The following is a 26,408-nucleotide window of genomic DNA, read 5'->3' as shown; positions in this document are numbered from 1 at the left end:
GTGTCGGTCAGACACCCACGAAGGAGGCCGGAGCCGAGCTGCCGTCTGCTGCCGAGTCGCGTGCCGCCGCCATCGCCAGGGCCTGGTTCTCGGCATCCACGAGCGCGCTGCTCAGCGGTGCCTGGCTCCTGGTGACGGCGATCCCGACGGCGAGTGGAGCGGCCGACTCCCGCCGCCAGGCCCGGCGCAGCGCCGCGACGGCTGTTTCGGCACCTTCGCGGCCACCAGCCGGAACGGCCAGCACGAACTGCCGCTCCGCCCAGCGCGCGGAATGGACCGGGTCCTGCACCACGCCTCGTAAATCACGCGCGAAACGGGTGAGTCGCTGGTCCGGGCCAAGGCTCCGGGCCGTCGTCGAGTGCCCGTTGCCGGCAGGCCCGCCGGCCTCTCCGAGCCTGCCGGCCTCTCCGGCCTCTCCAGGCCCGCCGAACTCTCCGGCCTCGCGGGCCTCTCCCCCGCCGGCCTCTCCAGGCTCACCGGCCTCGCCGGGCACGTCGACGAGGCAGACCGCCGTGCCGGACGGGCAGTGGCCGAGCTCGCTCAGAAAGGCCGATCTGGTGGCGAGACCGGTGGTGTTGTCAGTCCGGTGCCCGGGGCCGGGGCGCCCGGCGGTGAGCAGGCGACCGATCCCGTGGCCGGCCTGCCCCGTCAGCAGCCCGATCGCCTTGTCGAGCGCCGGGTCGATCACGGGATACGGCCTGGACCAGCGCAGGCACAACGCACCGACCACCCCGCCAGGGCCTGGCAGCGGGACGATGAGCACCGAGGCGATCTTCTCGGCTCGGGCTGTCTCGGCGTTGAATCCAGCGTAGGAGAGCGCGTCGGGCACGAACAGCGGGCGGCGGGTCCGCAGCACGGCCCCGATGGCGGTCTGCTCCAGGCGACCGAACTTCTGCCCCGGTCGGATGATGGCCCGTACCCCCGGAGCCGTGGAGGAATCGACGGCGGTGAACCAGTCGGCGCCGGGCTGGTCCGCGACCAGCCCGGTCGCCGCGTCCGCGCCGGTCAGGTGACGCACCGCGTCGGCGAGCAGCCAGACCGCGGCCGGGACGTCTCCCCGGCCGTCAAGCTGCTCCAACGCCCGGGTGGTGTCGGTGACCGCCTCCAGCAGCGCGCACTCCCTTCGGGTGTCCATCATCGCGATGGTGTGCCGCGCGATGCTCTCCAGCGCCTCCCGCTGCCCCGGGCTGAGCCGCCGCGGGATGCGATCACTGATCGTGATGGCGGCGATCGCATGGCCGTCGGACGTCCGCACGGGCACGCCCGCGAGGAAGCGCACGATCCGTGCCCGGAACGCACGGGTGCCGTGCGCGAATCGGGTGTCCAGCGTGGCGTCCGGGACCTCCATCATCTCGCCGGCCGCGACGGTGTGTGCGGCGATGCCGACCCTGGCCGGGACATCGGGCATCTCGTGGCCGAAACGGCCGACGTAGACCTCCGAGTCGGTGTCGACCATGATGACCGAGCCGACGTCACAGCCGGTCATCGCGGTCGCGAGCGCCGCGACGTCGTCCAGCGGGTAGGCCCGCTGCCGGAACACGATGTCGTAGCGGCGCACGGCGGCGACCCGGGCGGACTCCCGCTCGGTCAGCGGAGCCGGGACCCCGAACCTGCTCGCCTGCTCCGCCGTGAAGGTGACGCTCATGGTGCTCGGCGCCGGGGGCTTACCCCGGTCGGGGCCCTGTGGCAGATCGGGGCCCTGTCGCAGGTCGGGCCCCTGTGGCAGGTCGGGCCCCTGTGGCAGGTCGGCCCGCGACGCCCACCCATCGCTGGGCACCTCGCCCGCGTCGGTGGGTTCCTCATTCGTCTTCGCCGCCCGGTCGGCGAGCAGGCTCGCGAGGCCGTCGGGTGACCGAGGCCGGGAGATCGCGTCGCCCTGCAGGATGTCGCAGCCGAGCTCGGTCATCAGGCGCAGAGTCCGCTCGTCCTCGACGCCCTCCCCGACGACCCGCAGGCCGAGGCGGTGGCCCAGGTCGAGCACCGACCGGACGATCGCGGCGTCCTGCAGACTGCCGCGGACGTCCACCACGAAGCCTCTGTCGATCTTGACCTCGTCGAACGGCAGGGCCTTGAGCATCTCCATCGAGCTGTAGCCGGTGCCGAAGTCGTCCAGTGAGAGCTTCACGCCCTTGCTGCGCAGTTCACGCAGCATCGCCGCGGCCCGGCCGGGCTGAGTGACCAGTGCGCTCTCGGTGATCTCCAGGGTCAGCAGGTCGGGTGGCAGCCGGTGACGGGCCAGTGCCGCGGTCACCAGGTCGGGAAGATCGTCCAGGACGAGCATGCGGGGAGAGAGGTTCACCGAGACCGGCACGTGCAGCCCCTGGCCGCGCCACACCGCGCACTGACGCAGCGCCTCGTCGAGCACCCACCGGGTCATGGCACCGATCAGCGCCGAGCGCTCCGCGATGGGCAGGAACGCACCGGGCGGCAGCAGGCCACGGGTCGGATGGCGCCAGCGGACGAGCGCCTCGACCCCGACGATCCGCCCGGTCGCGACGGCCTGCGGCTGGTAGAAGACGATGAGCTCATCGCGGGCGATCGCCGTGCGCAGCTCGGTGTAGAGCGAGATCTCCCAGGAACGCACCCCGGCGATGCCGACGTCCCACAGCCCGACCCGTTCGCCCTCCCGCTTCGCCCGGGACAGCGCGACGTCGGCGCACGGGAGCAGCGCGGCGGTCGTCTCCCCGTCCCGCGGCGCGACCGCCAGCCCCACGCTCGCCTCGACGCCGACGCTGGTGCCCCGCACGTCGAACGGGCCCTCCAGCTGGCTCAGCACCGACATGGCGAGATCGCGCAGATTGCGGTCCCGGCGCTGCGTCGCCCGGGTCTGGTCCCCCACCTGATCCTCCGCCGGGCCGGCGGGCTCCCCGGGGCCGCCCGAGTCCGTGCCGCCCGAGCCGGCGGCGGCGTCCGGGACACCTGGGCCACCCGGACCGGCGGGGCCGCCCGGCGGGCCGGTGATGACCAGCGCGAACTCGTCGCTGCCCAGGCGGCCGATCAGCGACGGGCACGGCTTCACCCGGGCCAGCGCACGGGCGAACTGGCGCAGCAGCTCGTCCCCGCCCTCATGCCCGAGTGCGTCGTTGACCTCCCGGAACCGGTTGATGTCGATCAGGAGGAAGGCGACCTCCTCACCCCGCTGACGCGCACCGGCGATCAGCGGGTCGGCGACGTGGGCCAGCCCGCTGCGGGCCACCAGCGAGGTCAGCGGGTCGGAATGGGCCTGCCGGCGGCCCCACTGGAAGAGGCCGGACATGACCATGCAGCCGCCGAACGTGCTGACCATCGCCGTGAGCAGCATCGCGGGTGGGTTGGCCAGGTCGGGATTGACCCAGGCGGCGAGCAACATCGAGGCGACAAGTGCCCCGCCCAGTGCCACAGCCAGCCGGAACCGGAGCAGCCCGGCGAAGCTGGCGATCCACGGGAACCACAGCAGAAACACCTCGCCCGCGCTGCGGGGATCGGCGTCCGCCGCCGCCAGGCCGAGCCCGACCGCCATCGACATGGCGGAGATCAGAGGAAGCCACTGCCGGTCGTCGCGCTCCTCGACCAGGTGCCGGATCATGGCGAGGTTCGCCAGCGCGATCCCCAGACCGGCGAGCGCTCCGGGCCGGAGATAGCCCGGAGAGGCCGGCACGAAAACGATGATCAGGAAAAACCCGGCCATTCCGACCAGGAGCACCGCGAGCAGGCGGCGACCGTCAACCACGATCGGACCGCTGGGCACTCCTGGAGAATTCCCGCGCCCGACGCCCCCGACACCTCGGTGACCCGCGTCGGGCCACCGGACGTCCGACGTCCGGACGCGGGGGCGTCAGCGCCCAGCGGCGCCGGCAGCCAGCGCCCAGCGGCCAGAGTCAGTGGCCGGCGTCATCCCAGGTGAGCCCGGAGCCGACACTCACCTCCAGCGGCACGGACATCTCGTAGGCGGCCCCCATCTCGGCGCGGACCAGCGCCTCGACCTCCGACCGCTCGCCGGGCGCGATCTCCAGGACGAGCTCGTCATGGACCTGCAGCAGCAGCCGTGAGCGCAGGTCCCGCGAGCGCAGCGCCCGGTCGACACCCAACATCGCGATCTTGATGATGTCGGCGGCGGACCCCTGGATCGGGGCGTTCAGCGCCATCCGCTCGGCCATCTGCCGGCGCTGGGTGTTGTCGCTCGTCAGGTCGGGCAGGTAGCGGCGACGCCCCATGATGGTCTCGGTGTAGCCGTCGCGCCGGGCCTGGTCGACGACGCCGCGCAGGAAGTCCCGGACGCCGCCGAACCGGGCGAAGTAGGCGTCCATGTGCTCGCGGGCCTCGTCCGGGGCGATACCGAGCTGGCCGGCCAGCCCGAACGCGGACAGACCGTAGGCCAGGCCGTACGACATCGCCTTGATGCGCCGCCGCAGCTCCGGGTCGACCTCCGACACCGGCAGGTCGAAGGCCTGCGCGGCGACGAAGGTGTGCAGGTCCTCCCCGGACGCGAACGCCTCGATGAGCCCCGCGTCGCCGGACAGGTGCGCCATCAGCCGCATCTCGATCTGCGAGTAGTCGGCCGTCAGCAGCGTCTCGTACCCCGGCCCGACGACGAACGCGCGGCGGATCTGGCGGCCCTGCGGGGTCCGGATCGGGATGTTCTGCAGGTTGGGATCGGTGGACGACAGCCGGCCGGTGGCGGCGATCATCTGGTTGAAGGTGGTGTGGATCCGGCCGGCGTCGTCGATCATCGGGATGAGCGAGTCGACGACCGTCTTGAGGCGGGCGACGTCCCGGTGGTGCAGCAGCACGGGGATCAGCGGGTGGTCGGACTGGGTCGCCAGCCACGCCAGCGCGTCCGCGTCCGTGGTGTAGCCCGTCTTGATCTTCTTGGTCTTGGGCAGGGCCAGCTCGTCGAACAGGATCTGCTGGAGCTGCTTGGGCGAGCCGAGGTTGAACGACCGCCCGACGAGGCCGTGTGCCTGCCCGGCGACGTCCGCCACCTCGGCGCTGTAGTGCTTCTGCAGCTCGGTGAGGTGCTCCTCGTCGGCCGCGATGCCCGCGCGCTCCATCCGGGCGAGCACGTGCACCAGCGGGAGCTCCATCTCCCGCAGCAGCCGGGCCGCCGAGCGGCGCTCCAGGTCACCATCGAGCGCGGCGGCCAGCTCGAGCGCGGCGCGGGCGCGGATCGCGTCCGTCTCGGCCTCGTCCGCCTCGCCGGAACCGTCCAGGGTGAGCTGGCCGTTCGTCTCCGTGTCCGACTTGAGCTCACGGTGCAGGTAGCGCAGTGTCAGATCGGCCAGGTCGAAGGAGCGCTGGCCGGGCAGGGCCAGGTAGGCCGCGAGCGCGGTGTCGCTGGTGACGCCGGCGAGAGTGAAACCGGCCTCGGCGAGCGCCAGCATCGGGCCCTTGAGGTCGTGCCCGGCCTTGGCCCGGTCCAGGTCGGCGAGCCAGCCGCCCAGGGCCGCGGAGTCCGCCGCGGTCAGCGCGGTCGGGTCGATCCAGGCCGCGGCGCCGTCGGCGGCGGCCAGCGCCAGCGCGGTGATCACACCTGTGCCACGGCCCCAGGAGCCACGTAGGTGCAGGCCTGTCCGGCCGGGGCCGGCGGCGTGCGCGGCGAGCCAGCCGGCGACCTCGTCCGGCCCGAGCATGGCCAGGTCGACCTCGAAGCCCTCGTCGGCGCTGGGGGGCGCCACCGCCAGCGCGGCGTACAGCCGCTCCCGCAGCACCCGGAACTGCAACGTGTCGAAGAGCTGGTGGACGGCCTCCCTGTCCCACGGGTGCAGGCGCAGGTCGGCCGGCCCGAGCTCCAGCGGCACCTCGCGCGCCAGCTCCGTCAACGACCGGTTGCGGATGACGTTCGCGAGGTTCGCCCGCAGCGAGGCCCCGGTCTTGCCGCCGATCTCGTCGGCCCGGTCGACCAGGTCGGCCAGCGAGCCGAACTGCTGGATCCACTTGGTGGCGGTCTTCTCCCCCACCCCCGGCACCGAGGGGAGGTTGTCGGACGGGTCGCCCCGCAGCGCCGCGAAGTCGGGGTACTGGATCGGGGACAGGCCGTACTTCGCCTGCACCTCGTCCGGCGTGAAGCGGGTCATGTCGCTGATGCCCTTGCGGGTCATCAGCACGGTCACGTGCTCGTTGACCAGCTGCAGCGCATCCCGGTCGCCCGTGACGATCAGGACGTCCATCCCCTCGCCCGACGCCTGGGTGGCCAGGGTGGCGATCACGTCGTCGGCCTCGTAGCCGGGGGCGCTCACCCCGGGCACGGCGAGGGCCTCGCAGACCTGGTGGATCAGCGCGACCTGGCCGACGAAGTCCGCCGGGGTCTCCGACCGGCCAGCCTTGTACTCGGCGTACTGGGTATGGCGGAACGTCGGCGTCGGCAGGTCCCACGCGACGGCGACGTGGGTGGGCTTCTCGTCCCGCAGGGCGTTGATCAGCATCGAGGTGAAGCCGTAGACGGCGTTGGTCGGCTGGCCGGTGCTCGTCGAGAAGTTCTCCACCGGCAGCGCGAAGAAGGCGCGATAGGCCAGCGAATGCCCGTCCAGCAGCAACAGCCGGGGACGATCCGCCACGGTAGCCGGGGACGCGGCGGACGGGGACGAAGTAGTCGCAGGCACGCGGCGAGTCTAGGACGTGGGTACGACAGGTCCGCGGACGTCCGGCAGGTGGCGAGTGCGGCGTCCGGCGAGGTTCGCCCGGCTACGCCCGCCCCGGCCTGCCCGCGGCCGCCGCCACGGCACTAGGGTTCAGGGCGTGCCCACACCGCCGACGAATCCTGACGAGCTGCTCAAGGCGTTCAACGAGCATCGGGGCGAGCTCGCCGAGCGCATGGGGATCGTGCTCACGGAGGTCAGCGCGCAGCGCGTGTCCGCCACGATGCCGGTCGCCGGCAACCGCCAGCCCTACGGCCTGCTGCACGGGGGCGCCTCCGTGGTCCTCGCGGAGACGGTCGGCTCGGTCGCCTCGATGCTCTCCGCCCAGCCCGGCCGGATCGCCGTCGGCATCGAGATCAACGCGACGCATCACCGCGCGGCCACCGACGGGACGGTGACCGCGGTCGCCACCCGGATCCACGCGGGATCGACCCTGGCCACCTATGACATCCGGATCACCGACGAGGCCGGCCGGCCGGTGTGCACCTGCAGGCTGACCTGCATGCTCCGGGACCGCCCGCCCGGTTCCGGCTCGGTTCCCGGGTAGCACCCGCCCGGTTCCCGGATGGCGCCCGCGCTGATCCCGGACAGTGCCCCGCCTTCCCGGCGAGAACAGCTGCGTCAGAACACTCAGGCCACCTCGGCACACCCGCGGCGTTCCGCCCGCCCGGCCGTGCTGCTACTTTCGTCCCAGGTGGGAGCCCGGGGCGGCCGAGTAGAAAACGCCGGGCACGGGGAAGGTTCGGACGGCACCAAAGTCCTTCCCGGGCATCCGCCAGAGTCAGCCGGCTGACTCCTCCACATCCAGTTCCACCGCACCAGTCTCCGCCGCAAGTCTCTTCCCCACTTCATCTTTCGGCACCTCCTCTTCTTCCGGCACCTCCTCCGACACCGTCCACTCCGGCGCGGCCTGCTCCGCCTCGTGGCTGCCGCCCAGGTAGGCGTCACGCACCCGGGGATCACGCGCGAGATCCGCGGCGGTGCCCTCCAGCACCACGCTCCCGGTGTCGAGGACATAGCCCCGATGGGCTATCCGAAGCGCGGCCGCCGCGTTCTGCTCCACCAGCAGAACGGTCACACCGTCCGCGTTGATCTCCCTGATCACCGCGAAGATCGTCGCGACCAGCTTCGGGGCCAAGCCGAGCGACGGCTCGTCCAGCAGGATGAGGCGAGGGCGCGCCATCAGCGCACGGCCGATCGCCAGCATCTGCTGCTCCCCACCGGAGAGGGTTCCCGCCGGCTGCCTGGACCGTTCCGCGAGCCGGGGAAACAGCGTGTGCACCCGCTCCAGCTCACGGCGCGTGCTCTCGCGCGAGCGGCGGGCGTCGAGGAAGCTCCCCAGCGTCAGGTTCTCGGCGACCGACATGGCCGGAAAGATCCGCCGGCCCTCCGGGACGTGGCTGATACCGAGCGCCGCGACCCGATGCACCGGCAGGTTCTCCCCCGAGTCACGCCCCGGGACCGGCTCGGCGGAGCCGGGGCGACCGCTGCCACGAGGCCCGCGGCGAGGTCTGCGGTGAAGGCCGGGGCCGCGCCCGGGGTTGCGGCTGGGGCCGGGGCTGAGGCCGGGGCCAGCGTTGGGGCCGAGGCTGGGGCTGGGGCTGGATTGAGGTCCGCCGGCGAGCGGCGCGCCGTCGAACCAGACCGATCCGCGCACAGGTGCCAGCAGCCCGGAGATCATCCGCAGGGTCGTGGTCTTCCCGGCGCCGTTCGCGCCCAGCAGGGCCACCACCTCGCCGGAGCGGACCCGCAGCGAGATCCCGCGAACGGCGGTGACCGCCCCGTAGGCGACCTCGACGTCCCGCACGTCGAGCAGCGGGACGTCATGGAGGCCGTCGGTGGTCCTGGCCGGAGTCGTCGCGGCGGTCATCGTCGGCCCTCACTGCCGTCGGTCCCATCGCCGGCCTGGCCGGCGGCCCGGTCTCCGGCCCGGTCGTCGGCCCGGTCGTCGGGGTCGCCGAGGTAGGCCTCGATCACTGCGGGGTCGGACCTGATCTGCTCCGGCGACCCGGTGGCGATCACCCGGCCGAAGTTGAGCACGACGATCGAGCGGGCCACCGCGGCCACCAGTCGGATGTCATGCTCGATGAGCAACACGGAGACACCCTGGTCGACGATGGCCCGAATCAGCGCCACCAGGTCGCGCCGCTCCGACGCGGTGGCGCCGGCGGCCGGCTCGTCCAGCAGGAGCAGGGCCGGGCTCGTGCCCAGCGCCCGCGCGATCTCCAGCCGCCGCTGCTCCCCGTAGGCCAGGCTGCCGGCCGGCCACCGCACCCGGTGCCGAAGCCCGACGAAGTCCAGCAGGAGATGGCTGCGCTCGAGGATCTCGCGTTCCTCCCGCCGCACGGCCCTGGTCGGCACCAGCCCGCGCAGCGCGCCCGCGCGGGCCCTGACCTCCACACCGACCTGCACGTTCTCGACCGCCGACATCTCGGGGAAGAGCCGGATGTTCTGGAACGTCCGCGCGATGCCGAGCCGCGCGACCCGGTGCGGGGACCGGCCGACGAGCTCGACGCCGCGTTCCCCCACACCCACCAGGGCCGAAGCGCCCGCCTGAGTTGCGGGGCTTGCCGGGGCCGTCGGGGCCGTCGGGGCCGTCGGGGCCGTCGGCCAGAACCGTGCGCTGCCCTGCTGCGGCCGGTAGGCACCGGTGAGGCAGTTGAACAGGGATGTCTTGCCGGCCCCGTTCGGGCCGATGACAGCGAGGACGCTTCCCCGGCCGTGCCGCAGGGAGACCCCGTCGAGGCTGGTCAGCCCACCGAAGCGCAGGGTGACGTCCCGCACGTCGAGGATCGGGTCGGCCGCCGACGGCCGCGGCTGCGGAATCGCCCGCGAGATCGGCGCCGGAAGTGGCCGCGGAACCGTCGCGCCGCTCAAGAGACCACCTCCGGCGACGTCTGGTCGGCCGCGCCACGGGACGTCCCGGCGGCCCCGGCGGAATCGACGGAATCGACGGACCTGGCGGACTCGACGGGCTCCTCGCGCGACAGCCCGGAGCCGCGGGGCCGATGCGCACGCGGTGGGAGCAGCCCCTCCGGCCGGAAGATCATCATCAGCACCACCACGGCGCCGAAGTAGATGAAGCGGTCGGCCGGCGGCACCGTGTCCCGCAGCAGGAAGGCGGTTCCCTGCAGGACCAGCGCGCCGAGCACCACCCCGAGCCGGGAGCCCATCCCACCGAAGATCACGATGGTGAGCACGAGCAGCGAGGCCTGCAGGCCGAAGGACTGCGGGTTGAAGAACTGCTTGGTCGCGACCACCACCCCGGCGAAGCCCGACACGGACGCTCCCACCGCGAACGCCAGCAGCTTCATCCGCATGGTCGCCACGCCGGTCGCCTCGGCGGCGACCTCGTCCTGGCGGATCGCCGTCCAGGCCCGTCCCGTCCGCGAGCGTTCCCAACGCCCGAACACCACCATCACCAGCACGATCAGGGCGACCAGCAGGTAGTAGTACGGCAGCGGGTCCAGGCCCCAGGAGTAGCGGACCCCGGGCAGATCCACCGACAGCGGCGGCAGGCCGAAGACGCCCCGGGGCCCGCCGGTGACACCGTCGGCGTTGTTCGCCAGCAACTGGACGATCTCCCCGAACCCCAGGGTCACGATGGCCAGGTAGTCCCCGCGCAGGCGCAGCGTCGGGCCGCCGAGGACGACCCCGGCGACCGCCGCCACCAGCAGGGCGATGGGCAGCACGAAGAACGGGTTGAGCTGCCAGGGCGCATGCCAGGGCATCGCGTCGGCCGAGGTCAGGTAGGCGGTCGTGTAGGCACCGATCGCGAAGAACGCGATGTAGCCGAGGTCGAGCAGCCCGGCGTAGCCGACGACGACGTTGAGGCCCAGCGCCAGCAGCGCGTAGATGCCGATCTCGCTCACCAGGGCCTGCTGCGCGGCGGTCGGCAGCACCGGCGGAACCGCCAGGGCCACCGCGAGCAACGCGGCGTGGCCGAGCACCGCCCCGCGCCGCCCGGACAGCCAGGTCGCGCCGGACCGGGCGGCGGCGCCAGCACCACCGCCACCGCCACCGTCGGCACCGTCGGCGTCGGCACCGTCGGCACCGACACCGGCAGTGGCACCGGTGAGACCCGCCAGCCGGCCGAGGGCCGTCGCATGCAGCGTGCGGGTCTGGGCGCGCAGCCGGTCGCGGCCCAGCAGTGCCGCCCACAGCACCAGCGCCGCGGCGGCGAAGAACAGCACCCGCGGGAACGCGAGGGACCCGCGGATCCCGGCGAGTGGATGGTCCGCGTCACCCGTCGGCCCCGTCATCACCGCCGCCAGCGCGGCGAGCAGGCCGGCGGTCCGCAGGCTGCGCAGCCGACCGCTCACGCGGGCCGGCCCAGGCGGGTCCCGAGCAGGCCGGACGGCCGTACCAGGAGCACGCCGACGAGCACGGTGAACGCGATGACGTTCTTGTAGGAGGCGTCGAACAGGTACCCGCCGAAGCTCTCGACCAGGCCGAGCAGCAGCCCGCCGAGCACCGCGCCGCGCACGTTCCCGATGCCGCCGAGCACCGCCGCGGTGAACGCCTTGATGCCGGGGACGAACCCCATCGTGTACGAGGCGTTGAAGGTCATCGCGTAGAGGAAGCCGCCGGCACCCGCGAGCAGGCCGCCGAGCACGAACGTCACGACGATGACCCGTTGGACGTCCACGCCCATCAGTCCGGCGCATTCGGCGTCCTGGGCCACGGCGCGGATGGACAGCCCGAGGCGGGTGCCGGCCACCAGGTGGTCGACCGCGAGCAGCATCAGCAGCGCCGTCGCGGCGATGACCAGCGACTGGGTCGAGATCTCCGCCCCGAGGACGGTCACCACCGTGCGGTTGGCGAACAGGTCGGGGACGGGCACGCTCTGCCGCCCGAACTCCTTGCCCGCCAGGTTGAACGCGAACAGGGACGCCCCGATCGCGCTGATCAGGTAGGCCAGCCGCGGGGCTCCGCGCCGGCGCAGCGGGCGGTACGCGCACCGCTCCAGGGTGTACGCGGCCGCGCCACCGGCGGCCGCACCCGCCACGAGCCCGACGAGGACGAGCCCGGCGGCGGCCAGGCCGGCCGGGGTCGCACCGTCACCGGGCACCAGCGCCCGGCACGCGAACAGCCCGCCGAACGCCCCGAGCATGAAGACCTCGCTGTGCGCGAAGTTGATGAGCTGGAGGACTCCGTACACCAGCGTGTAGCCGAGGGCGATCACCGCGTAGAGCGCGCCGACCATCAGCCCGTCGACGGCCAGCTGGCTGATCTGCTCAGCCGAGCCCACGAGGCCCCCTGGAGCCCGGAACCGGGCCGAAGCCCAGGTCCAGACCCGGAGCCGGGTCTGGACCTGGGCTGGCATCGGGAAGGATCACGGCTTGATGAGCGAGCTGACCGGCCCGAGCACCGTCCGCTGGCCGTCCTTCACCTGGTAGACGTACACGGTCGAGCCCTGGACGTCACCGTTGCGCTCGAACTTGATCCGCTTCGTGACGCCGGGCATGTCCACCGACCCGAACGCCGTCCGGACCGACTCACGGTTCGCGTCGGTGCCGAGCTTGCGCAGCACGGAAGCGATCGCGTTGGTGGCGTCGTAGGCCTCACCCGAGTAGGTCCCCGGCTTCAGACCGCTGTTGACCTTCTTGTACTCGGCGACGAAGGCGGCGGCGGACGGGTCGGTGTTCGCGTCCGAGCACGGGCAGGTGATGAGTGCGCCCTCGGCGTTCGCCGTCCCGGCCTGGCGGATGAACTGGTCGTCGTTCGACCCGTCACCGCTGAGGATCGCGCCGTCGTATCCCTTGCCGCGCAGCGCCTTCGTCAGCAGCGCGTACTCCGGGTAGTACCCCGAGTAGTAGACGGCGTCCGCACCGTCGGCCATGATCTTCGTGGCCTGCGAGGTGTAGTCCTTCGTCGGGTTGATCCCGTCGTGGGTGAACGGGACGTCGGCCTGCTCCAGGCCACGCTCGATGGCGCCGGACAGGCCCGTCCCGTACTCGCTGCGGTCGTCGAGGGAGTAGACCCGCTTGGCCTTGACGACCTTGGCCAGGAACTCGGCCGCGGCGGCACCCTGCACCGTGTCCGGGGCGATCACCCGGTAGAAGCTGGTGAAACCGAGATCGGTGAGGGCCGGGTTCGTCGCCGACGGGCTCACCGACAGCAGTCCGGCCTGGCTGTAGAGCGGCTCGCTGGACTTCGTCGGGCCGGAGAACACCGGGCCGACGACCGCCATCAGCTTGGGATTGTCGATCAGTTTCTGGGCGGCGGTCGGACCCTGCTCGGGCAGGCCCTGGTCGTCGGAGGCCACGATGCGCAGCGTGAAGGGAAGGCTCTTGTCCTGGTTCAGCTGCTCGACGGCGGTCAGGACGCCGTTGTAGGCGTTGATGCCGAGCTGCTGGCTGTCGCCGGACAGCGGGCCCTGGAACCCGATCAGGTATTCCTTCTTGCCGCCGTCGTCCGAGTCGCCGCCGCAGGCGGTCAGCGCCGCGCCGACCAGGGCGAAACCCGCGACCAGGGCGGCCATCGGACGCAGCGCCACCGTCCGTGCGGGTCTGGTTCGAAGAGGCCGTGGGGTGGCCGTCATGCAACGTCCTTCCGCTGCTTCCAACGGCGCGCGGGTGCGCTCCGCGGAGCGGAAACTAGTCGCTCACCCTCAGTCGCGAAAGCTCAAAGTGAGCGTGTCGCGACTTCACGTGTTACCCACCTGCCCCACCAGACGTCCGACCTCGGACCGTCAATCACCAGCTTCAACCTGCAACGGGACGAACCTCTCCGCCAGGACCGAGTAGAGGGCCACCCGCGGACTACGCAGGTCACCCCGCGCGTCGAAGGCGATCCGACCGGTGACACCGGCGTACTCACCGGCCCCGACCGCGTCGACGACGGCCGCCCGGGCGGCCTTGGTCACCTCCGTGCGCCCCGGCAGCACCGCCGCCGCGGCCCGGATCAGCGCGCGGGCGGCGTCGTAGGCGTACGCCGCCACCGGCGGGATCGCGTCCGCGCGCAGCACCGCGAGCTCCGCGTCCCGCGAACGCTGTACCGCACGCTCCTGCTCGGACAGATCCGAGGAACCTGACGAATCCGCCGCCGCACCGGCGGCGCCGTCACCGCGCCGCTGGTTGGAACGGGTGTCGGCACTCGGCTGGACCCTGCCCTGGGGCGTCGCCGTCTCCGACCCGCCGGACAGCCCGCTCTGGCTGTTCTCGCCGCTCGATCTGTTCTCGCCGCTCGGGCTGTTCTCGCCGCTCGGGCTGTTCTCGCCGCTCGGGCTGTTCTCGCTGCTCGGGCTGTTCTGGCCGCTCTGGCCGGTCGAACCGGATTCCGACGCAGATCCGGCGCTGCTGCCGTCGGGCAGCAGATTGTCCAGCCCCTCGGGCGCGCCGAACCGCTTCGTGTAGGCCGCCACGAAGGCACCGGCGGACGGCAGCTGTGACGCCGGAACCGAAAGATCGGTGATCACATCACCGTCAGCGAGCGACTGCGCGCGCTCGACGTAGTCGTGGCTGAGCAACCCGTCGGCGCCCAGCACCTGCACCGACACACCCTCGTCGGCGAAGGCCTGCCGCAGCTCCCCCGCGAACGCGGCCCCCGTGGCCAGGTACACCAGGTCCGGAGCCTCATCCCGGATGGCCCGCGCCGTCTTCTCGATCTCGTCGTCGTCGGTCGAACCGCCCTCCACCCGGTGCACCGCCGGCACCGTCGCCCCCGCCTCACGCGCGTCCCGGGCGAACCGCTCCGCAAGGGTGATCATGCCGTAGTCGGGGCTGCCGTCGACCACACTGATCCTGGACCGGCCCAGCGTGTGGACCGCGTAGTCGGCCGCGACGGCGGAGAGCTGCTCATCCGTGCCGCTCAGCCGAAAATAGGTCGGGTACGGGCGGTCGTCCGGAGCCTCCGGGCGCTCGGTCAGCGTCGGCTCCGCGTTCGACGGCGAGATCACCGGCAGGCCGGCCTCGCCCAGCCTGTCCAGCGACACCATCGCCACACTGGAGCTCAGCGGGCCGACGACACCGATCATCCGCTCGTTGTCGGCAAAAAGGTCGGCGCCGGCCGCGCCACCATCAGGCCGGGACAGATCGTCGTGCGCGACGACCTCCAGCTTCCAGCCGGGAACGGTACCGTCCCGGTTGGCCTCCTCCACCGCCAGCGTGACGGCGTTGCGCACACTGCTCCCGGCATCCGCCGACGCCCCGGACAGCGGCGCCATCACCCCGATCGACGCGACCCGCTCCGGGACCCCGCCGCCGTCATCGGCCGCCGACACCAGCAGAAACCCGATCACACTCGGGATGGCCAGCGCCACCGCCGTGACCGCCGCGAGCAGCACCCGGCCACGGCCGGTCCGCGCCGAGCGGCCAACCCAGCGCCGAACCGCGCGAGCCGCCGCCATGACGGCACCGGCGATCAGCCGGGCACGCCCGACCGGCGGAGCACCCCGCTCCCCCGACGACTGGACGTCATCCGGCGCCTGCAACTCGTCCGACGCCTGATTCTCATCCGGCGCCTGGACGTCGTCAGGTTTCCGGACGTCGCCCGGCACCTGAAGGTCTTCAGATGCCGGGTCCTCGCCGTGCCGCGGCGCCCGGGGACTGCCCGGGCTGGCGGCCACATCCTCGGGGTCGTCCCGGGTCACGAGCCCGGCAGCGCCTCACCCGACAGAACCGCCTCCGCGACGGCCCGCATCGTCCGGCGCTGGTTCATCGACGTCCGCTGGATCCAACGGAACGCATCCGGCTCCGTCATCGAGTGCTCGGTCTGCAGCACACCCTTCGCCCGCTCGATGATCTTGCGAGCCTCCAGGCGGCCCTGCAGGTCCTCGACCTCGGCCTCCAGGCTGACGATCTCGGTGAACCGGCTCATCGCCATCTCGATGGTCGGCAGCAGGTCCTTCTTCTGGAACGGCTTCACCACATACGCCATGGCACCCGCCTCGCGGGCCCGCTCGACCAGCTCCCGCTGGCTGAACGCGGTGAGGATCACCACCGGGGCGATCCGATCCTTGGCGATCTTCGCACCGGCGTCGATACCGTCCATCTTCGGCATCTTGACGTCCAGGATCACCAGGTCAGGGCGCAGCTTGCCGGCCAGGGCAACCGCCGTCTCACCGTCGCCGGCCTCGCCGACGACCTCGTAGCCCTCCTCCTGGAGCATCTCCCGGAGATCCAGCCGGATCAACGCTTCGTCCTCAGCGATCAAGACCCGACGCGGCGTCGAGGAAGGCTGGCTCATCGAGTCGAACTCCTGGGTTCTACGGTGATCTGGCTCTGCAGTTGTCCGGCCACGATCACCACGAACAGGCGGCGAACGCGGGCCCCGACCCCTCCCGCCCGTAATCTGACCGGGTCGGGCGGTCGAATCGCACCCTACCCGGCTAGAGTCGTCCACGAGAGGTTCCGCTACGCATCCCGCGTCGGAGACCTCCGTGCCGGCCCCGGTACTCCAACGGCAGAGAGACGGTGCTCAAACCACCGACAGTGTGGGTTCGAATCCCACCCGGGGTACGTACAGCATCTACGCGCCGTGGATGCCCAGTGGCTGCCGGGTGCGGCCCGGGGGCGGCGGCCGTCACTCCCGCCAGATGGGCGACCTTGTCGAGGTCTGCCACCGGAATCTTGATCATCATGTGCACCTCCTGCCTTTCGTGGTCGAGGTGGACGGTGAGCTGAGTACTTTCGTAGAGGCGTCGCTGCAACGCTTCCGGCGCCTGGCGGAGCTTGAGGTGCAGCTCCGGGAGGGCGTCGAGGAGTGCGAGGCTGTCTTGGCCTGGCCGGTCGGGCTCGGTTTCGTCCGCCGCTTCGAGATCCTTGATCTTCCCGAGGGCGGTCTTACGCTCTGCGTCGAGCTGGTTGTAGCTACTGCGCAGTCCCTGGGTGAACGGGTCGTCGGGGTCGCCGTCCTGCGCCTGGCGGAGCAGGTTGCCCTGCCTGCGATCAAGTTCGTCGATCTTCTTCTGGAGCCGGCCTCGCTCGGCTGCTCGTTCCCGCTCGGCTCGGTCGTCGTAGGTCGCGAGTTCGGCGCTCAGGAGGGCGATCCTGTCGCGCCCGAAGACGCGTTCGGCGTAGAAGTCGGCGATCGCGGCTTCAAGGACGTCTTCGCGGATACGGACGCTCTTGGGGTGTCCGGCGAACTTGTCGTCACGGCCCCGGTTGTTCGCTCGGGGCCAGCACTTGTACCAGACAGGTGCGCTGGGATCGCGGACGGTTCCGAACATCCGCCGCCCGCAGGTGCAGTGGATCATGCCCCGGAACACGTAGGTCCGTTTGGTCGCGGGGTGGCGGTTGAGTTCGTTGTGCTCGCGGGAGCCTCGTCGGGTCTGCCGGTTGGCGTTGAACTCGTCGTACATCCACTTCGGGATCAAGGGTTCGTGGACGGGTTCGGATGACCACACCCACTTCTCCGGCCCGTTGACCGCCCCATGTCGGGACCGGGTCGCCCGCCGGTTGAACACCTGATAGCCGGTGTATTTCGGGTTACGCAGCAGATCGGCCACCGTGGACTTCGACCATGCCCCTCGTGCCCGGCGGGCCCCACCGGGCGGCTCGGGTGGGGGGTAGCGCTCCAGGTCTGCGTTGAGCTGCTCGGCGATCTCGCCATAGCCAAGCCCGCGGTAGTAGCGCCAGTGCGCGATCTGCGTGACCGTCTCCCCGCGTGCCCCGTCGGGTTCGAGGCGGGTCTTGGTCGCCCCCCGGTCGGCCTTTATTGAGTTCGGGTGCCGGTAGTTCTTCGGCCGGTAGCCGTAGGGCGGTTTGCCGATGTTCCAGCCGTCGCGGACATGGGTACACAACCCACCCCAGCTGCTTTCGAGGGTGTTCCAGACCTCGTACTCGGCGACCGACTGGTTGATCCGCCGTTGCAGGATCGCGGAGGCCCGCGGCCCGTCAACCTTGATCGGTTCGTTCCACGCCAGCAGCGCCACGCCGGCCTGTTCGAGCCGGCGTTCGATCGCGAGGTTCTCGTACATCCGCCGGGCGATCCGCGACATCGACTCGCAGATCACCGCATCGAACCGGCAGTTCGGATGATCCGCCTCGGCCAGCAGGTCGTCGATGCCACCGTCGCGGGGAATCGGGATGTCGAACCGGGACACGTCGGCCCCGTGGCCGCGCTGATCGAGTTCCTTGCGGCCCGACTCCACGTCGTAGAAGTGCGCGACGATCACCCACGACTCCGGCAGGGCGGACTTCGCCCGGTCCAGCTGGCGGATCAACGACTGGCGGGGGTCCTGCTGCTCCTCGGTCGAGGTCCGCCCGGCGAACGCGACCCGGATCTCCCGATCCAACCCCGCCAGCGGCAACGCGAACGGCGACACTGCCAGATCCGACAACCCGCGCAGCGCCGGGTTCGCCGGATCCGCCGCCCGGCTCGCCGGCCCGGGTCCCGAACGGTCCCGTCCGGCCATCCGGGACGGTCGGCCAGGATCGTTCATGCCGCCTCCTCATCTGATCCACTGTTGCCGGTGGCCTCGCCAGCGTCCCAAAGCAGCAGGTCCCGGATCGCGCCCACGAACTCCGCCCGGAGCCGGGCGGCCCCCGGGCCGCTGATCGTCTCGACCTCGCCGTGAAACACCCACCGCCGGCCCGGCCGTCCCCGCCCGCCTTCCGAAGGGGGTCGCAGCGCGACGACTCCCGCGTCCTCCGCTTCCGTCCTCTCCCCCATTGACCCGTGGGGATCGTCTGCCGCCGGGGCGCCGTCCACGGCGGAGGCCTGTCCGATCTGGCCAGGGTGGCCAGTGTCGCGCTGGCCGATTGGCGGCTCGCCGCCGTCGGTGTCCGGGTTGTCGAGGGGAGCGGGGGTGCCGGCAGCCGTCACAGAGCCTCCAGACGTCGCAGGAAAGGACGAGTCAGAGGCAGAGGAGGCCAGGATCGGGCAGCCGCTCCCAGCAGGGCACGGGGCAGTATCCGGCTCATTGACAACAAAGGTAACACCCGGACGGGCCGGAAGGGAACCCAACAAGCACGGAAAATACTCCGATCCGGGAATGGATCGCGGGCACAGCACCGCTCCGGCCGAGTCCGGATTCCCGTCTACGACGGAGTCGGAGAACTGACCGGGAAAGGGGCCGGGTCCGGACCCGGACTCACCTCCCAGGTCCTTTCCTGCAGGCGACGGATCGGCCGGCATCCGGGCCGACCCTGAGGGCGAGGGGACGGGGCGCGGGCCGTCTGGCTGCGGTGCCGCAGGCGATGTCGGGCGCATCGGGGGCGACGGGTGGGGAGAGTCGGGACGGTCCGAGTGAACGTGGGCCGGGTCGGTCACGAGGCGGTCCTCCTTCCGCGCGGCACGGAACGCCGCTATAGAGGAATCCAGTTTTTGGCCCTATTTTTGTCAGTCGATCTTCAGAGTTGTTCGAGCGTTGTTCAATCGACCGCGAGGCCCGCAGGGGCAATGGAGCGCATGGAGGCGTCATTTCCGTGGCACGGATAGTAAAAATGGGGCCCGCCCACCGGGGGACTAGGTTGAAAGATCGAAATATGCCGTGACGTGCATTCACGGTGAAAAATAGTGCGCATGAACTAGTCCGATGGTGCGATGATCGTCAGACGTGGTGACCAGCCCGGTCCGAAGATCGCCTGCGCGGCTCGCCGTCGCCGCCCAGCCGCGGCCCGCGCGGCGACGGCCGAGGGGCCTGCGACGATCACCGCGCATCGCGCGTGGGCAGTAGGTAGGCCGCTAGGCGGACAGGTCCACCACGCTGGCGCGAGATCCGCGCGACGGCCAACGTTTTGGGTCAGCCCAGGGCCAGGGACGCTGGGACGACGACGGTGATCACCGTGTAGCAGCCACAGGCGATCTCCAGCACAGCGTGAGCGCCAAACCAGGTGCCAACCGCTCGCGTAGATACAGGGAGAACTTCTCATCGGACATAGCGCGGGTCCCTTTCCGGATGCCACGGAGATTCGGAGGGCCTAAGCGAACCACATCGAGCCCAGCGAAAAGCCAGCACGATCTTCCGCGCCACGCCCAACAAAGATCACTGGCAGCCAGCAACGGCACAGCGGACCCATCCAGGCAAGCTCGTCCGCCCGGCGGCGGGCCGCCAGCAGCGGCACACTCCAACCTGCCCAGCAGTCCTCTGACCTGCAACGCTGTGAAGTTTGTCGGCGGTGCACAGCAGCCGCTGGCATAGTGCCAGCGGCCCGCGCGGCAGGCCCGGCCGGCACCTTCCCAAAAATCCTGGAAAATGACTTCTCGCTCACCGCAATAACACCAGCCGCGACATGCCAGCGATCAATAGTTCGGTTGGACTATTGATCGCTGGCAGCGAAAACCAGGCATCCGAACTGCCGGAGGCGTGCCCAGCAGACATGGCTTCCCTTTCCCAGCAATGGAAACGCCTCGCGCCGACAAGACAGCTCCCGACGCCTCGGACCGATCAGGACCCAGCGCCGAGCGCAGCGCCGCGCCGGCCGGACGGCGGCCTGTTCGACGAGCGGGTTACCCAGCCGCCGCATCAACCAGCGGCCTTACCCAAAGAACGGCACGAGCGCCGGCCCGACCGTCCAGCGGGGGCGCAGACCGGCCCCACTCGAAGCAAAGGTCCGGGTCCGGACCCGGACCCGGACCCGGTCAGCAACCAGACCCAGCCGCTCTCTGACCGGACATCAACCCGACCGCAGCCCACACGCGACCGGCGCGAGCGTGAACGGCGGACGGCCGCGCGGAATCGGCGGCCCGCGCGACGCGGCGGAACCAGCTCGCTCGGCCAGGAGCCGACAATGCCGGGCTGAACCCGGCCGAGCAGGCGGAACCGGACGGTAGGAACACACCACCCCAGGACAGCCCGGAGGCGAGAAGGAAGGTAGGAAGGCGGGCGGGCAGGAAAGCGACCAGGCACGAACCGCGGCGCGCCAACGCGACCGGCCCGACCAGACCACCGCGACCGGCGGAGCCGGCGGGACCGGCGGAGCCGGCGGAGCCGGCGGGACCGGCGGAGCCAGCGGAGCCAGCGGGACCGGCGGAGCCAGCGGAGCCAGCGGAGCCAGCGGAGCCAGCGGGACCGGCGGAGCCGGCGGGACCGGCGGAGCCAGCGGAGCCAGCGGGACCGGCGGGACCGGCGGGACCGGCGGAGCCAGCGGAGCCAGCGGGACCGGCGGAGCCGGCGGGACCAGCGGAGCCAGCGGGACCAGCGGAGCCAGCGGGACCAGCGGAGCCAGCGGGACCAGCGGAGCCAGCGGGACCAGCGGAGCCAGCGGGACCAGCGGAGCCAGCGCGGCGGGATTCGCTGGTGAAATGGGCGGAGCCTCCGAGCGTGGCGCTCGGAGGCTCCGTGAGGACGAGAGACGGGGTCAGTGCTCAGGGGTGCGCTTCGTTGGCCGGTCGCGATGGGCGAGGTCATCGCGGATGGCGTCGCAGCGCGCAGACAGTTCGCGGGCCTCCGCGCGTGCGGCGTCCCGAGTCTTGATCATGACACGGCGTGATCCGTACTTGCCGCCGTACGTCTGCTGAGCCACTGTCGAGAACACGCCGGCACGACCAAGGTCATCGGCACAGTTCGCCACGTCCATGATCCTGCGAAGGGTGGGGAAGTCGCTGCCATCGCCCCACGCCGACGCGAAGACCACTTCGGACATGGCCGCGAAGTACGTCACCGAAGCCAGATGCCGCGCACGCTGCTCGGCCGCTTCCGGTGTCGTGCCCTCAGACGTGGGCTTAGGGGCACCGTAGCCGTTGCGTCGGGCGGCAGCCTGAACGGCCCACTTGCGGATCAGAGCACGATCCGCAAGAAACATCTCTCCGTCCTGCGGCTGGTACTGCCACCGGTCCGGTTCGCGAGTGGCCACGTCGACTGACGCGACCACACAGCTACGGATGATCACGCCAAGCCGTCGGGCGTAGATCAATACCGCGTCCTGGGCAACGTCGTCGGACACGTCGTCGTGCCCGTAGGTCCCCTGTCCGTCCCGAGCGATCGTGGCCGACCCGTCGGCACGCTTGCGCGACTGGGACGCGTCGACCTTCCAGCAATACCGCCGCGCGTGCACCACGATCGCGGACCAATCCGCGTCGGTTACCCGCGCCATGTCCTCCGCCGTGACAGCCTCACCGGCCACAGCCGAAGGAATGTCTCGCGAAAAGACAGGGGAAACGAAGGAATGCGACATGGAAAACTCCATCGCAGGAGAGGGATTTAGCGCCGCGCGCCGCGCGCAACGCGCCGATTTCTAATAGTCTCTCCCGCTCACCCGAAAATCAATACCCAAAACGCGGATTTCTTGCCCTTCCGGCGATCATTTCCGGCCACGTTTCCGCAGGTCAGAGGCTATTTTCCAGAGAGTGGAGACAGCAACAGAAAAGCCGAAGAAAAACCCCACACGCAAGCACGAAACCAGAAAGAAAAGAACAAACAGCGACGGCGCACCCGGCAAACACCAAAGAATTCCCGGTGAATATGGCACCGATCCAGCGTCGTTCAACCAGACTCCCGCCGAAGTCGCCATTCCCCGTCCCGACTATTTCCCCGTTCCTCGGGGGACTCAGTCGGGCTGTTTTTGGGTAGTGACAGCGGGCCGGTGACCTGCACCAACACACCTGGGCGGGGTAGCACCTCAAATGGGAGACCGGAACGGCTAGCCGACAGGCCCTTCGACGGGCAGGGGGTATGCCGAGAGGGATCGAATCACGGTGAGCAGCAGCTACCAACACTGATCACTGCACGAGCAGTCGTGGTCAGGTCCCCTTGAACAGGGTGACTGACCAGGTCATACGCCTTGCTGGCAGACGTGCTGGGCACCACTGAGGCCTGCGATCCGCTGCGCATCACCCCGCAGCACCCCCTGGAGCGTCGCTCAGATTGACGCAAACTCCCAGGACCTGCTACCCATTTACAAACGCCCGCGAGTATCGGCGCCAGCGAGGGTGTAGCTTGCGGCGCACGCCTCGTTGGCCGACCGGCCCGCGCGCCGCAGCCGACGCTTCGGTGCCCATGTCTGCCCCACCCGGACCCAAACACCAAAATTTCCAGGCACCTATGACGACACCGCCGGTCAGGTCGGGTTCCCCGGCAGCCTACCGGGCCACCCAGCCAGCTCGTGGCCAGCGGTCCGACCTGCGCAGCAAAACCGCCGGCCATGGCGCGACGTCACTCGCCTAGGCCGACTCGGCCCGCACAGACAGAATCTCCCGCCCGATCGGTCCAAGAGGCGGACTCTCCATCATAATTCTAGATCCTCAGTACAGAAACCAGGTGCCGCCCGCCGCGAGCCTGTTCCTGGACGTGGCCTGTCCTCAGCGCCCGCCTGTCACGAGCGCAGGAATGTCGATCACCCGGGCCTGTACCGTCGAATACGTCGTCAACCCGGGGAACGCGCCGGTCTGGCCCGCGCCCGCCCACGTCACATCCCAGCGCACGGTCGCCGTCAGCGTGAACGTCCCGCCCGGCTCGTCCAGTGACCGGTGGGTGTAGGTGTAGCCGCAGTCCGGCGAGGCGCTCTTCGGATCGGCCCCGGCCGGGAACGGCGTGCCCGGGCCCAGACACGTCACGGTTCCGCCGTCTCCCATGGACCAGTCCACTGCTACGGGTCTGGCAACCGCGGTGACCGACACCCCACCCGCCGCCGCGGTCGCCGCCACCGGGTTCCACCCGGCCGTATCCAGCCACAGCCACGTCGGCAGCCGCACCAGCTGATCGCGGACCGGGCTCATCGAGATCGCCGGGCCCGCGAGTCCCAGATGGTCGCGGGCCTGTGCTGCCAGCGCCTCCGGATCTACCGCTGGGCCCGGCGCCGGCGGGTCGGCCAGCCAGACCGGAGGGCGGTACAGCGCGTCGCGGACGCCGTCGGTGGTGCACTGGTACAGGTACCAGGCTCCCGGACCCTGGCCCGGCTGGGACGCCACCGTCTGCACCGATAGCCCGGACCCAGCCCGGGCCGCCAGCACGACCAGACCCCCGCGTGCCGGGCGCTGGTAGACAATTGTCCGTATACCAGCCGCAGGAGGCTGATAGTCGCTGCGGACATAGGCGCATTTCGCCGTCTCCGGTGGCGTGAGATTCTGGTCGCCCGGCGCGGCGCTGCTCCCCTCACCGCCTCCCGAGGTGTCAGGTGCTGAGTCCTGCGGCGCGGCAGGCGCCGCAGGCGTGGACCTGCCGCCCGCGAACAGCTCGCAGCCCGGATGCGGGTTCTGATCGCAGTTCACCGACCCGTAGAAACCTTGATCATCCTGACCTGTGCGGGGCGGAGACTCGGCTCTCGCCGGCCCGACACCGCCGGCGCACACGGCTCCCACAATGGCGAGGACGCTGGCGATCCGGACTAGCACGAGCCCACCGACCCGGCGGCGAAACGGGTTACCCGCCATACCCCGTCCTGGTGAAGCTTCACCTCGGCGCTGATCTGCCGGCGGCCACCAGGAGATCCCGCGACGAGCTGCCCATCGTCGGCTTGCCCGGGATTGGCGTGGTACTTCTGCCATCCCGAATCGTCTCCGCAGTCCGCCAGCAGGATGGTCGTCGGCGCGGCAGAGGGCTCCGTCGAGGTCACCGTCGGATGGTTCACCGACTGGCCCCTGGAGATGACCTTGTTGTAGCGGTCGGCATACAGCGCACCGGTGATCACCTGGAGCGCCGAACCCGAGGCGTAGCGGGACAGCTCAGATGCCTGCCAGTCCGACGTGTGGCTGGCGATCGCGGTCGCTTGCCACATCCCCAGATACGCGGCCACCGCCTCGCCGCTCGCGATATCGGCCGCGGACGTCGGCGTTGGCGTGACGCTCGACCGCACCGGCGACGAAACGGCGCTGCTGGCCCCAGCCGCACCAGGCGTCGAGCCATCGTCCGAACACGAAACCAGTGCCACGGCGACGACGAGTAGCGCTCCGCTGGCTAGCCGGACGGCCCGCCCGCGACCATCAAGTCTGCAACGAGAAGCCACCGCGTCCACCTCGCACCATCCGGCGCCGATCGGTCATGGTCCCACTGCGGACCGCACCTCCAGCCTGCCCGACCAGACCCGCCCAGACCCGCCCAGACCCGTTCCAACTTCACAGTCGGAACGGAGACCCAGCACAATTTGACCCGTTCTGACCAGAAGAGCGGTAGCCAAAAAGAAGGTGGCGTATCACCCAGAAGAACCATTCGCCGCTGGGCGGGCAGCGCCAGCGACTGTCGCACGTGTCCTGTCCGGGCGAAGATGGCGAAGTTCGGATCTACGTGGCGCGTCCGGCGCTACATGGCGAGCGGGCCGGCTTCGTCATAGAACCGCTGGACGCCGCTCCCCCCGCCGTCCGCGATTCCGATCTCGTCTGTGCCACGGAGAACCATGTAGGCGAGCGTCGGAGGCGAACGCCACGGGCCGCCACAGCTTGGGTCGGCGGGAAATTAGCGTCTCTCAGCTGATTGCTCTGAGCGCCCGGGGCGGTTCTCCGCTGTCGCGGTAGGCAGCGAGGAGATCCTCGCGTGCGCGGGCGACGCGGGAGCGGATGGTGCCGATGGGGCAGTCACAGACCTGTGCGGCCTCGGCGTAGGTGAGGCCCAGCATTTGTGTCGCCACGAAGGCCTCGCGGCGGTCGACGGGCAGCTCCTGCAGCAGCGTCCGCAGGATGACTCCGTCCTCCACGGAGCCGTTGGCAGCGGGCTCGGTGTCGACGCTCCGGCGCCAGTCCGTTTCCGAGGCGGGCCGCGGGCCGCGTGTCAGCGCGCGGATGTGGTCGGCGGCGACCCGCCGCGCGATGGCGAGCAGCCAGGTGCGGGCCGAGGAGCGGCCGGCGAACGAGGGCAGTGCCCGGATCGCGCGGGCGTAGGTCTCCTGGCAGAGGTCCTCAGCGCAGCCCGGGTCGGTCAGGTGCAGCAGGAACCGGTGGGTCTGCTGCTGGGTCGCGCGAATGAACGCCGCCGCGGCGGCCTGGTCACCACGGCCGCCGGCCACCGCCCAAGCGGTGACCTTCTGCTCATCGTGTTCAGCTGATGACACGCCCGGAAGGGTATCCGGTGGCATCGCGGCCGTTTCCGGGCTTTGGAACTTTTCGCCTCCACGGGACGACAATGCAGACCATGGGGTGTGAGACCTGGCGCGAGGCGCTGTCCGCTCGGCTCGACGGTGAGGAGCCCGGAGTGTCAGCGGCCCTCATCGACGCGCACATCGAGCGGTGCCCGGCCTGCGCCACCTGGCAGCGCGAGGCGGCGCTGATTCGGCGCGCCGCCGTCCACACGGCATCTCACGATGTTCCCTCGCCGGATTTCACCCACCTCGCCAGGTCGGCCCGCGTCAGGGTCTCGCCACTGTTCGTCTGTCTGCGCTGGGGCCTGGCCGCGCTGGGGCTCGCGCAGCTGGCGCTCGGGCTGCTCCAGGTGCTCGGGGTGGGGCCATTCCATACCGCCCTGCCCTCCACGCATCACGGCGTCACCAGCGCGACACATGGGGAACACCTGTCGCACGAGTCGGCCGCCTGGAACCTCGCGGTGGGCGTCGGCTTCCTGGCCGCCGCGGCACGCCGCGCCATCGCGGACGGGCTGGTGCCGCTGCTGACAGCGTTCGTCGGGCTCCTCGGGTTGCTGTCCATCAACGACATCACCCGCGGCGAGGTGTCAGCCGACCGCCTGCTCACCCACTCGGTACTCCTCGCGGGCTACCTGCTGATCCTGGCGCTCACCCAGCTGACCACAGACCCAGGCGCGCCGTGGACGAGAGGCACACGCGACGGCACGGAAAGTGCCAACAACGGTGCCGCGTCCCCGGCGGATGTGCGGACCCAGCAGCGATTGCGGCTGGTTCCCCGGTCGACGAGCCGTCTGCGGCGCGGCCACCGGCACGCCGCCTGACGTTCGCCAGCCGTCGCGTTGGGCCAGGGGCGGCCCGTGCGGCCGGGGGCGGCTCACCCTGCCCGCCCACCCAGAGGACG

At 70.8% G+C, this 26,408-nt stretch carries 16 protein-coding genes, 1 tRNA gene and 1 pseudogene; 3 read left to right on the top strand and 15 right to left on the bottom strand.

Going from position 1 to position 26,408, the window contains the following annotated elements; genetic code table 11:
- Positions 1 to 7: 7 nt before the first annotated feature.
- Entirely contained in the window at positions 8 to 3,667 is a 3,660-nt protein-coding gene (locus ACG83_RS09040) for an EAL domain-containing protein (protein WP_369812877.1), read from the bottom strand.
- 190 nt (positions 3,668 to 3,857) lie between these two features.
- Entirely contained in the window at positions 3,858 to 6,533 is a 2,676-nt protein-coding gene (polA, locus tag ACG83_RS09035; protein ID WP_235497807.1) for a DNA polymerase I, read from the bottom strand.
- A gap of 181 nt (positions 6,534 to 6,714) precedes the next feature.
- On the opposite strand from polA, the gene ACG83_RS09030 reads away from it, so the two are divergent.
- Positions 6,715 to 7,161, top strand: coding sequence for a PaaI family thioesterase (locus ACG83_RS09030; protein ID WP_054565712.1), 447 nt, complete (start codon positions 6,715 to 6,717; stop codon positions 7,159 to 7,161).
- A gap of 234 nt (positions 7,162 to 7,395) precedes the next feature.
- On the opposite strand, the gene ACG83_RS09025 is transcribed toward ACG83_RS09030, so the two are convergent.
- From ACG83_RS09025 to ACG83_RS08995, 7 genes are all read right to left on the bottom strand, one after another.
- On the bottom strand, positions 7,396 to 8,484 hold the full coding sequence (locus ACG83_RS09025) for an ABC transporter ATP-binding protein (protein WP_054565711.1): 1,089 nt from the start codon (positions 8,482 to 8,484) through the stop codon (positions 7,396 to 7,398).
- Positions 8,481 to 9,452, bottom strand: coding sequence for an ABC transporter ATP-binding protein (locus ACG83_RS09020; protein WP_054566518.1), 972 nt, complete (start codon positions 9,450 to 9,452; stop codon positions 8,481 to 8,483). Before ACG83_RS09020 ends, ACG83_RS09025 begins: the two co-directional genes overlap by 4 nt.
- A 35-nt stretch (positions 9,453 to 9,487) precedes the next feature.
- Positions 9,488 to 10,936, bottom strand: a complete 1,449-nt coding sequence (locus ACG83_RS09015; protein ID WP_054565710.1) for a branched-chain amino acid ABC transporter permease — start codon at positions 10,934 to 10,936, stop codon at positions 9,488 to 9,490.
- Positions 10,933 to 11,865: a branched-chain amino acid ABC transporter permease gene (locus ACG83_RS09010; RefSeq protein WP_054566517.1), complete on the bottom strand. Its 933-nt coding sequence runs from the start codon at positions 11,863 to 11,865 to the stop codon at positions 10,933 to 10,935. The genes ACG83_RS09015 and ACG83_RS09010 overlap by 4 nt, the downstream gene beginning before the upstream one ends.
- 84 nt (positions 11,866 to 11,949) lie before the next feature.
- Complete coding sequence (locus tag ACG83_RS09005; protein WP_226932040.1) at positions 11,950 to 13,098, bottom strand: branched-chain amino acid ABC transporter substrate-binding protein; 1,149 nt, start codon at positions 13,096 to 13,098, stop codon at positions 11,950 to 11,952.
- Between the two features lie 210 nt (positions 13,099 to 13,308).
- Positions 13,309 to 15,207, bottom strand: a complete 1,899-nt coding sequence (locus tag ACG83_RS09000; RefSeq protein ID WP_054565709.1) for a branched-chain amino acid ABC transporter substrate-binding protein — start codon at positions 15,205 to 15,207, stop codon at positions 13,309 to 13,311.
- Positions 15,204 to 15,803, bottom strand: a complete 600-nt coding sequence (locus tag ACG83_RS08995) for an ANTAR domain-containing response regulator (RefSeq protein ID WP_006541716.1) — start codon at positions 15,801 to 15,803, stop codon at positions 15,204 to 15,206. Before ACG83_RS08995 ends, ACG83_RS09000 begins: the two co-directional genes overlap by 4 nt.
- A gap of 199 nt (positions 15,804 to 16,002) precedes the next feature.
- On the opposite strand from ACG83_RS08995, the gene ACG83_RS08990 reads away from it, so the two are divergent.
- Positions 16,003 to 16,075, top strand: a tRNA-Leu gene (locus ACG83_RS08990).
- A gap of 620 nt (positions 16,076 to 16,695) precedes the next feature.
- Here the strand turns inward: ACG83_RS08990 and ACG83_RS46555 are convergent.
- The 6 genes and pseudogenes from ACG83_RS46555 to ACG83_RS08955 all read right to left on the bottom strand — a co-directional run.
- A pseudogene (locus ACG83_RS46555) lies at positions 16,696 to 17,973 on the bottom strand (recombinase family protein); the annotation flags it as partial.
- A gap of 23 nt (positions 17,974 to 17,996) precedes the next feature.
- Positions 17,997 to 18,383, bottom strand: coding sequence for a hypothetical protein (locus tag ACG83_RS44025; protein ID WP_054565706.1), 387 nt, complete (start codon positions 18,381 to 18,383; stop codon positions 17,997 to 17,999).
- A 2,477-nt stretch (positions 18,384 to 20,860) separates the two neighbouring features.
- Complete coding sequence (locus ACG83_RS08970; RefSeq protein WP_054566515.1) at positions 20,861 to 21,676, bottom strand: hypothetical protein; 816 nt, start codon at positions 21,674 to 21,676, stop codon at positions 20,861 to 20,863.
- Between the two features lie 1,123 nt (positions 21,677 to 22,799).
- Positions 22,800 to 23,408, bottom strand: coding sequence for a hypothetical protein (locus tag ACG83_RS46550; RefSeq protein WP_235497805.1), 609 nt, complete (start codon positions 23,406 to 23,408; stop codon positions 22,800 to 22,802).
- 416 nt (positions 23,409 to 23,824) lie between these two features.
- A complete protein-coding gene (locus ACG83_RS08960; RefSeq protein WP_235497804.1) occupies positions 23,825 to 24,292 on the bottom strand; it encodes a hypothetical protein in 468 nt (155 codons plus the stop codon).
- A 606-nt stretch (positions 24,293 to 24,898) separates the two neighbouring features.
- Positions 24,899 to 25,504, bottom strand: a complete 606-nt coding sequence (locus ACG83_RS08955) for a sigma-70 family RNA polymerase sigma factor (RefSeq protein ID WP_054565703.1) — start codon at positions 25,502 to 25,504, stop codon at positions 24,899 to 24,901.
- 47 nt (positions 25,505 to 25,551) lie between these two features.
- Here ACG83_RS08955 and ACG83_RS08950 point away from each other — a divergent pair, with 47 nt between their 5' ends.
- Positions 25,552 to 26,328, top strand: a complete 777-nt coding sequence (locus ACG83_RS08950) for a zf-HC2 domain-containing protein (protein ID WP_054565702.1) — start codon at positions 25,552 to 25,554, stop codon at positions 26,326 to 26,328.
- The last annotated feature ends 80 nt before the right edge of the window (positions 26,329 to 26,408 follow it).

Source organism: Frankia sp. R43 (assembly GCF_001306465.1).
Taxonomy (GTDB): Bacteria; Actinomycetota; Actinomycetes; order Frankiales; family Frankiaceae; genus Parafrankia; species Parafrankia irregularis.
This window is presented reverse-complemented; position numbering and strand designations above follow the sequence as displayed.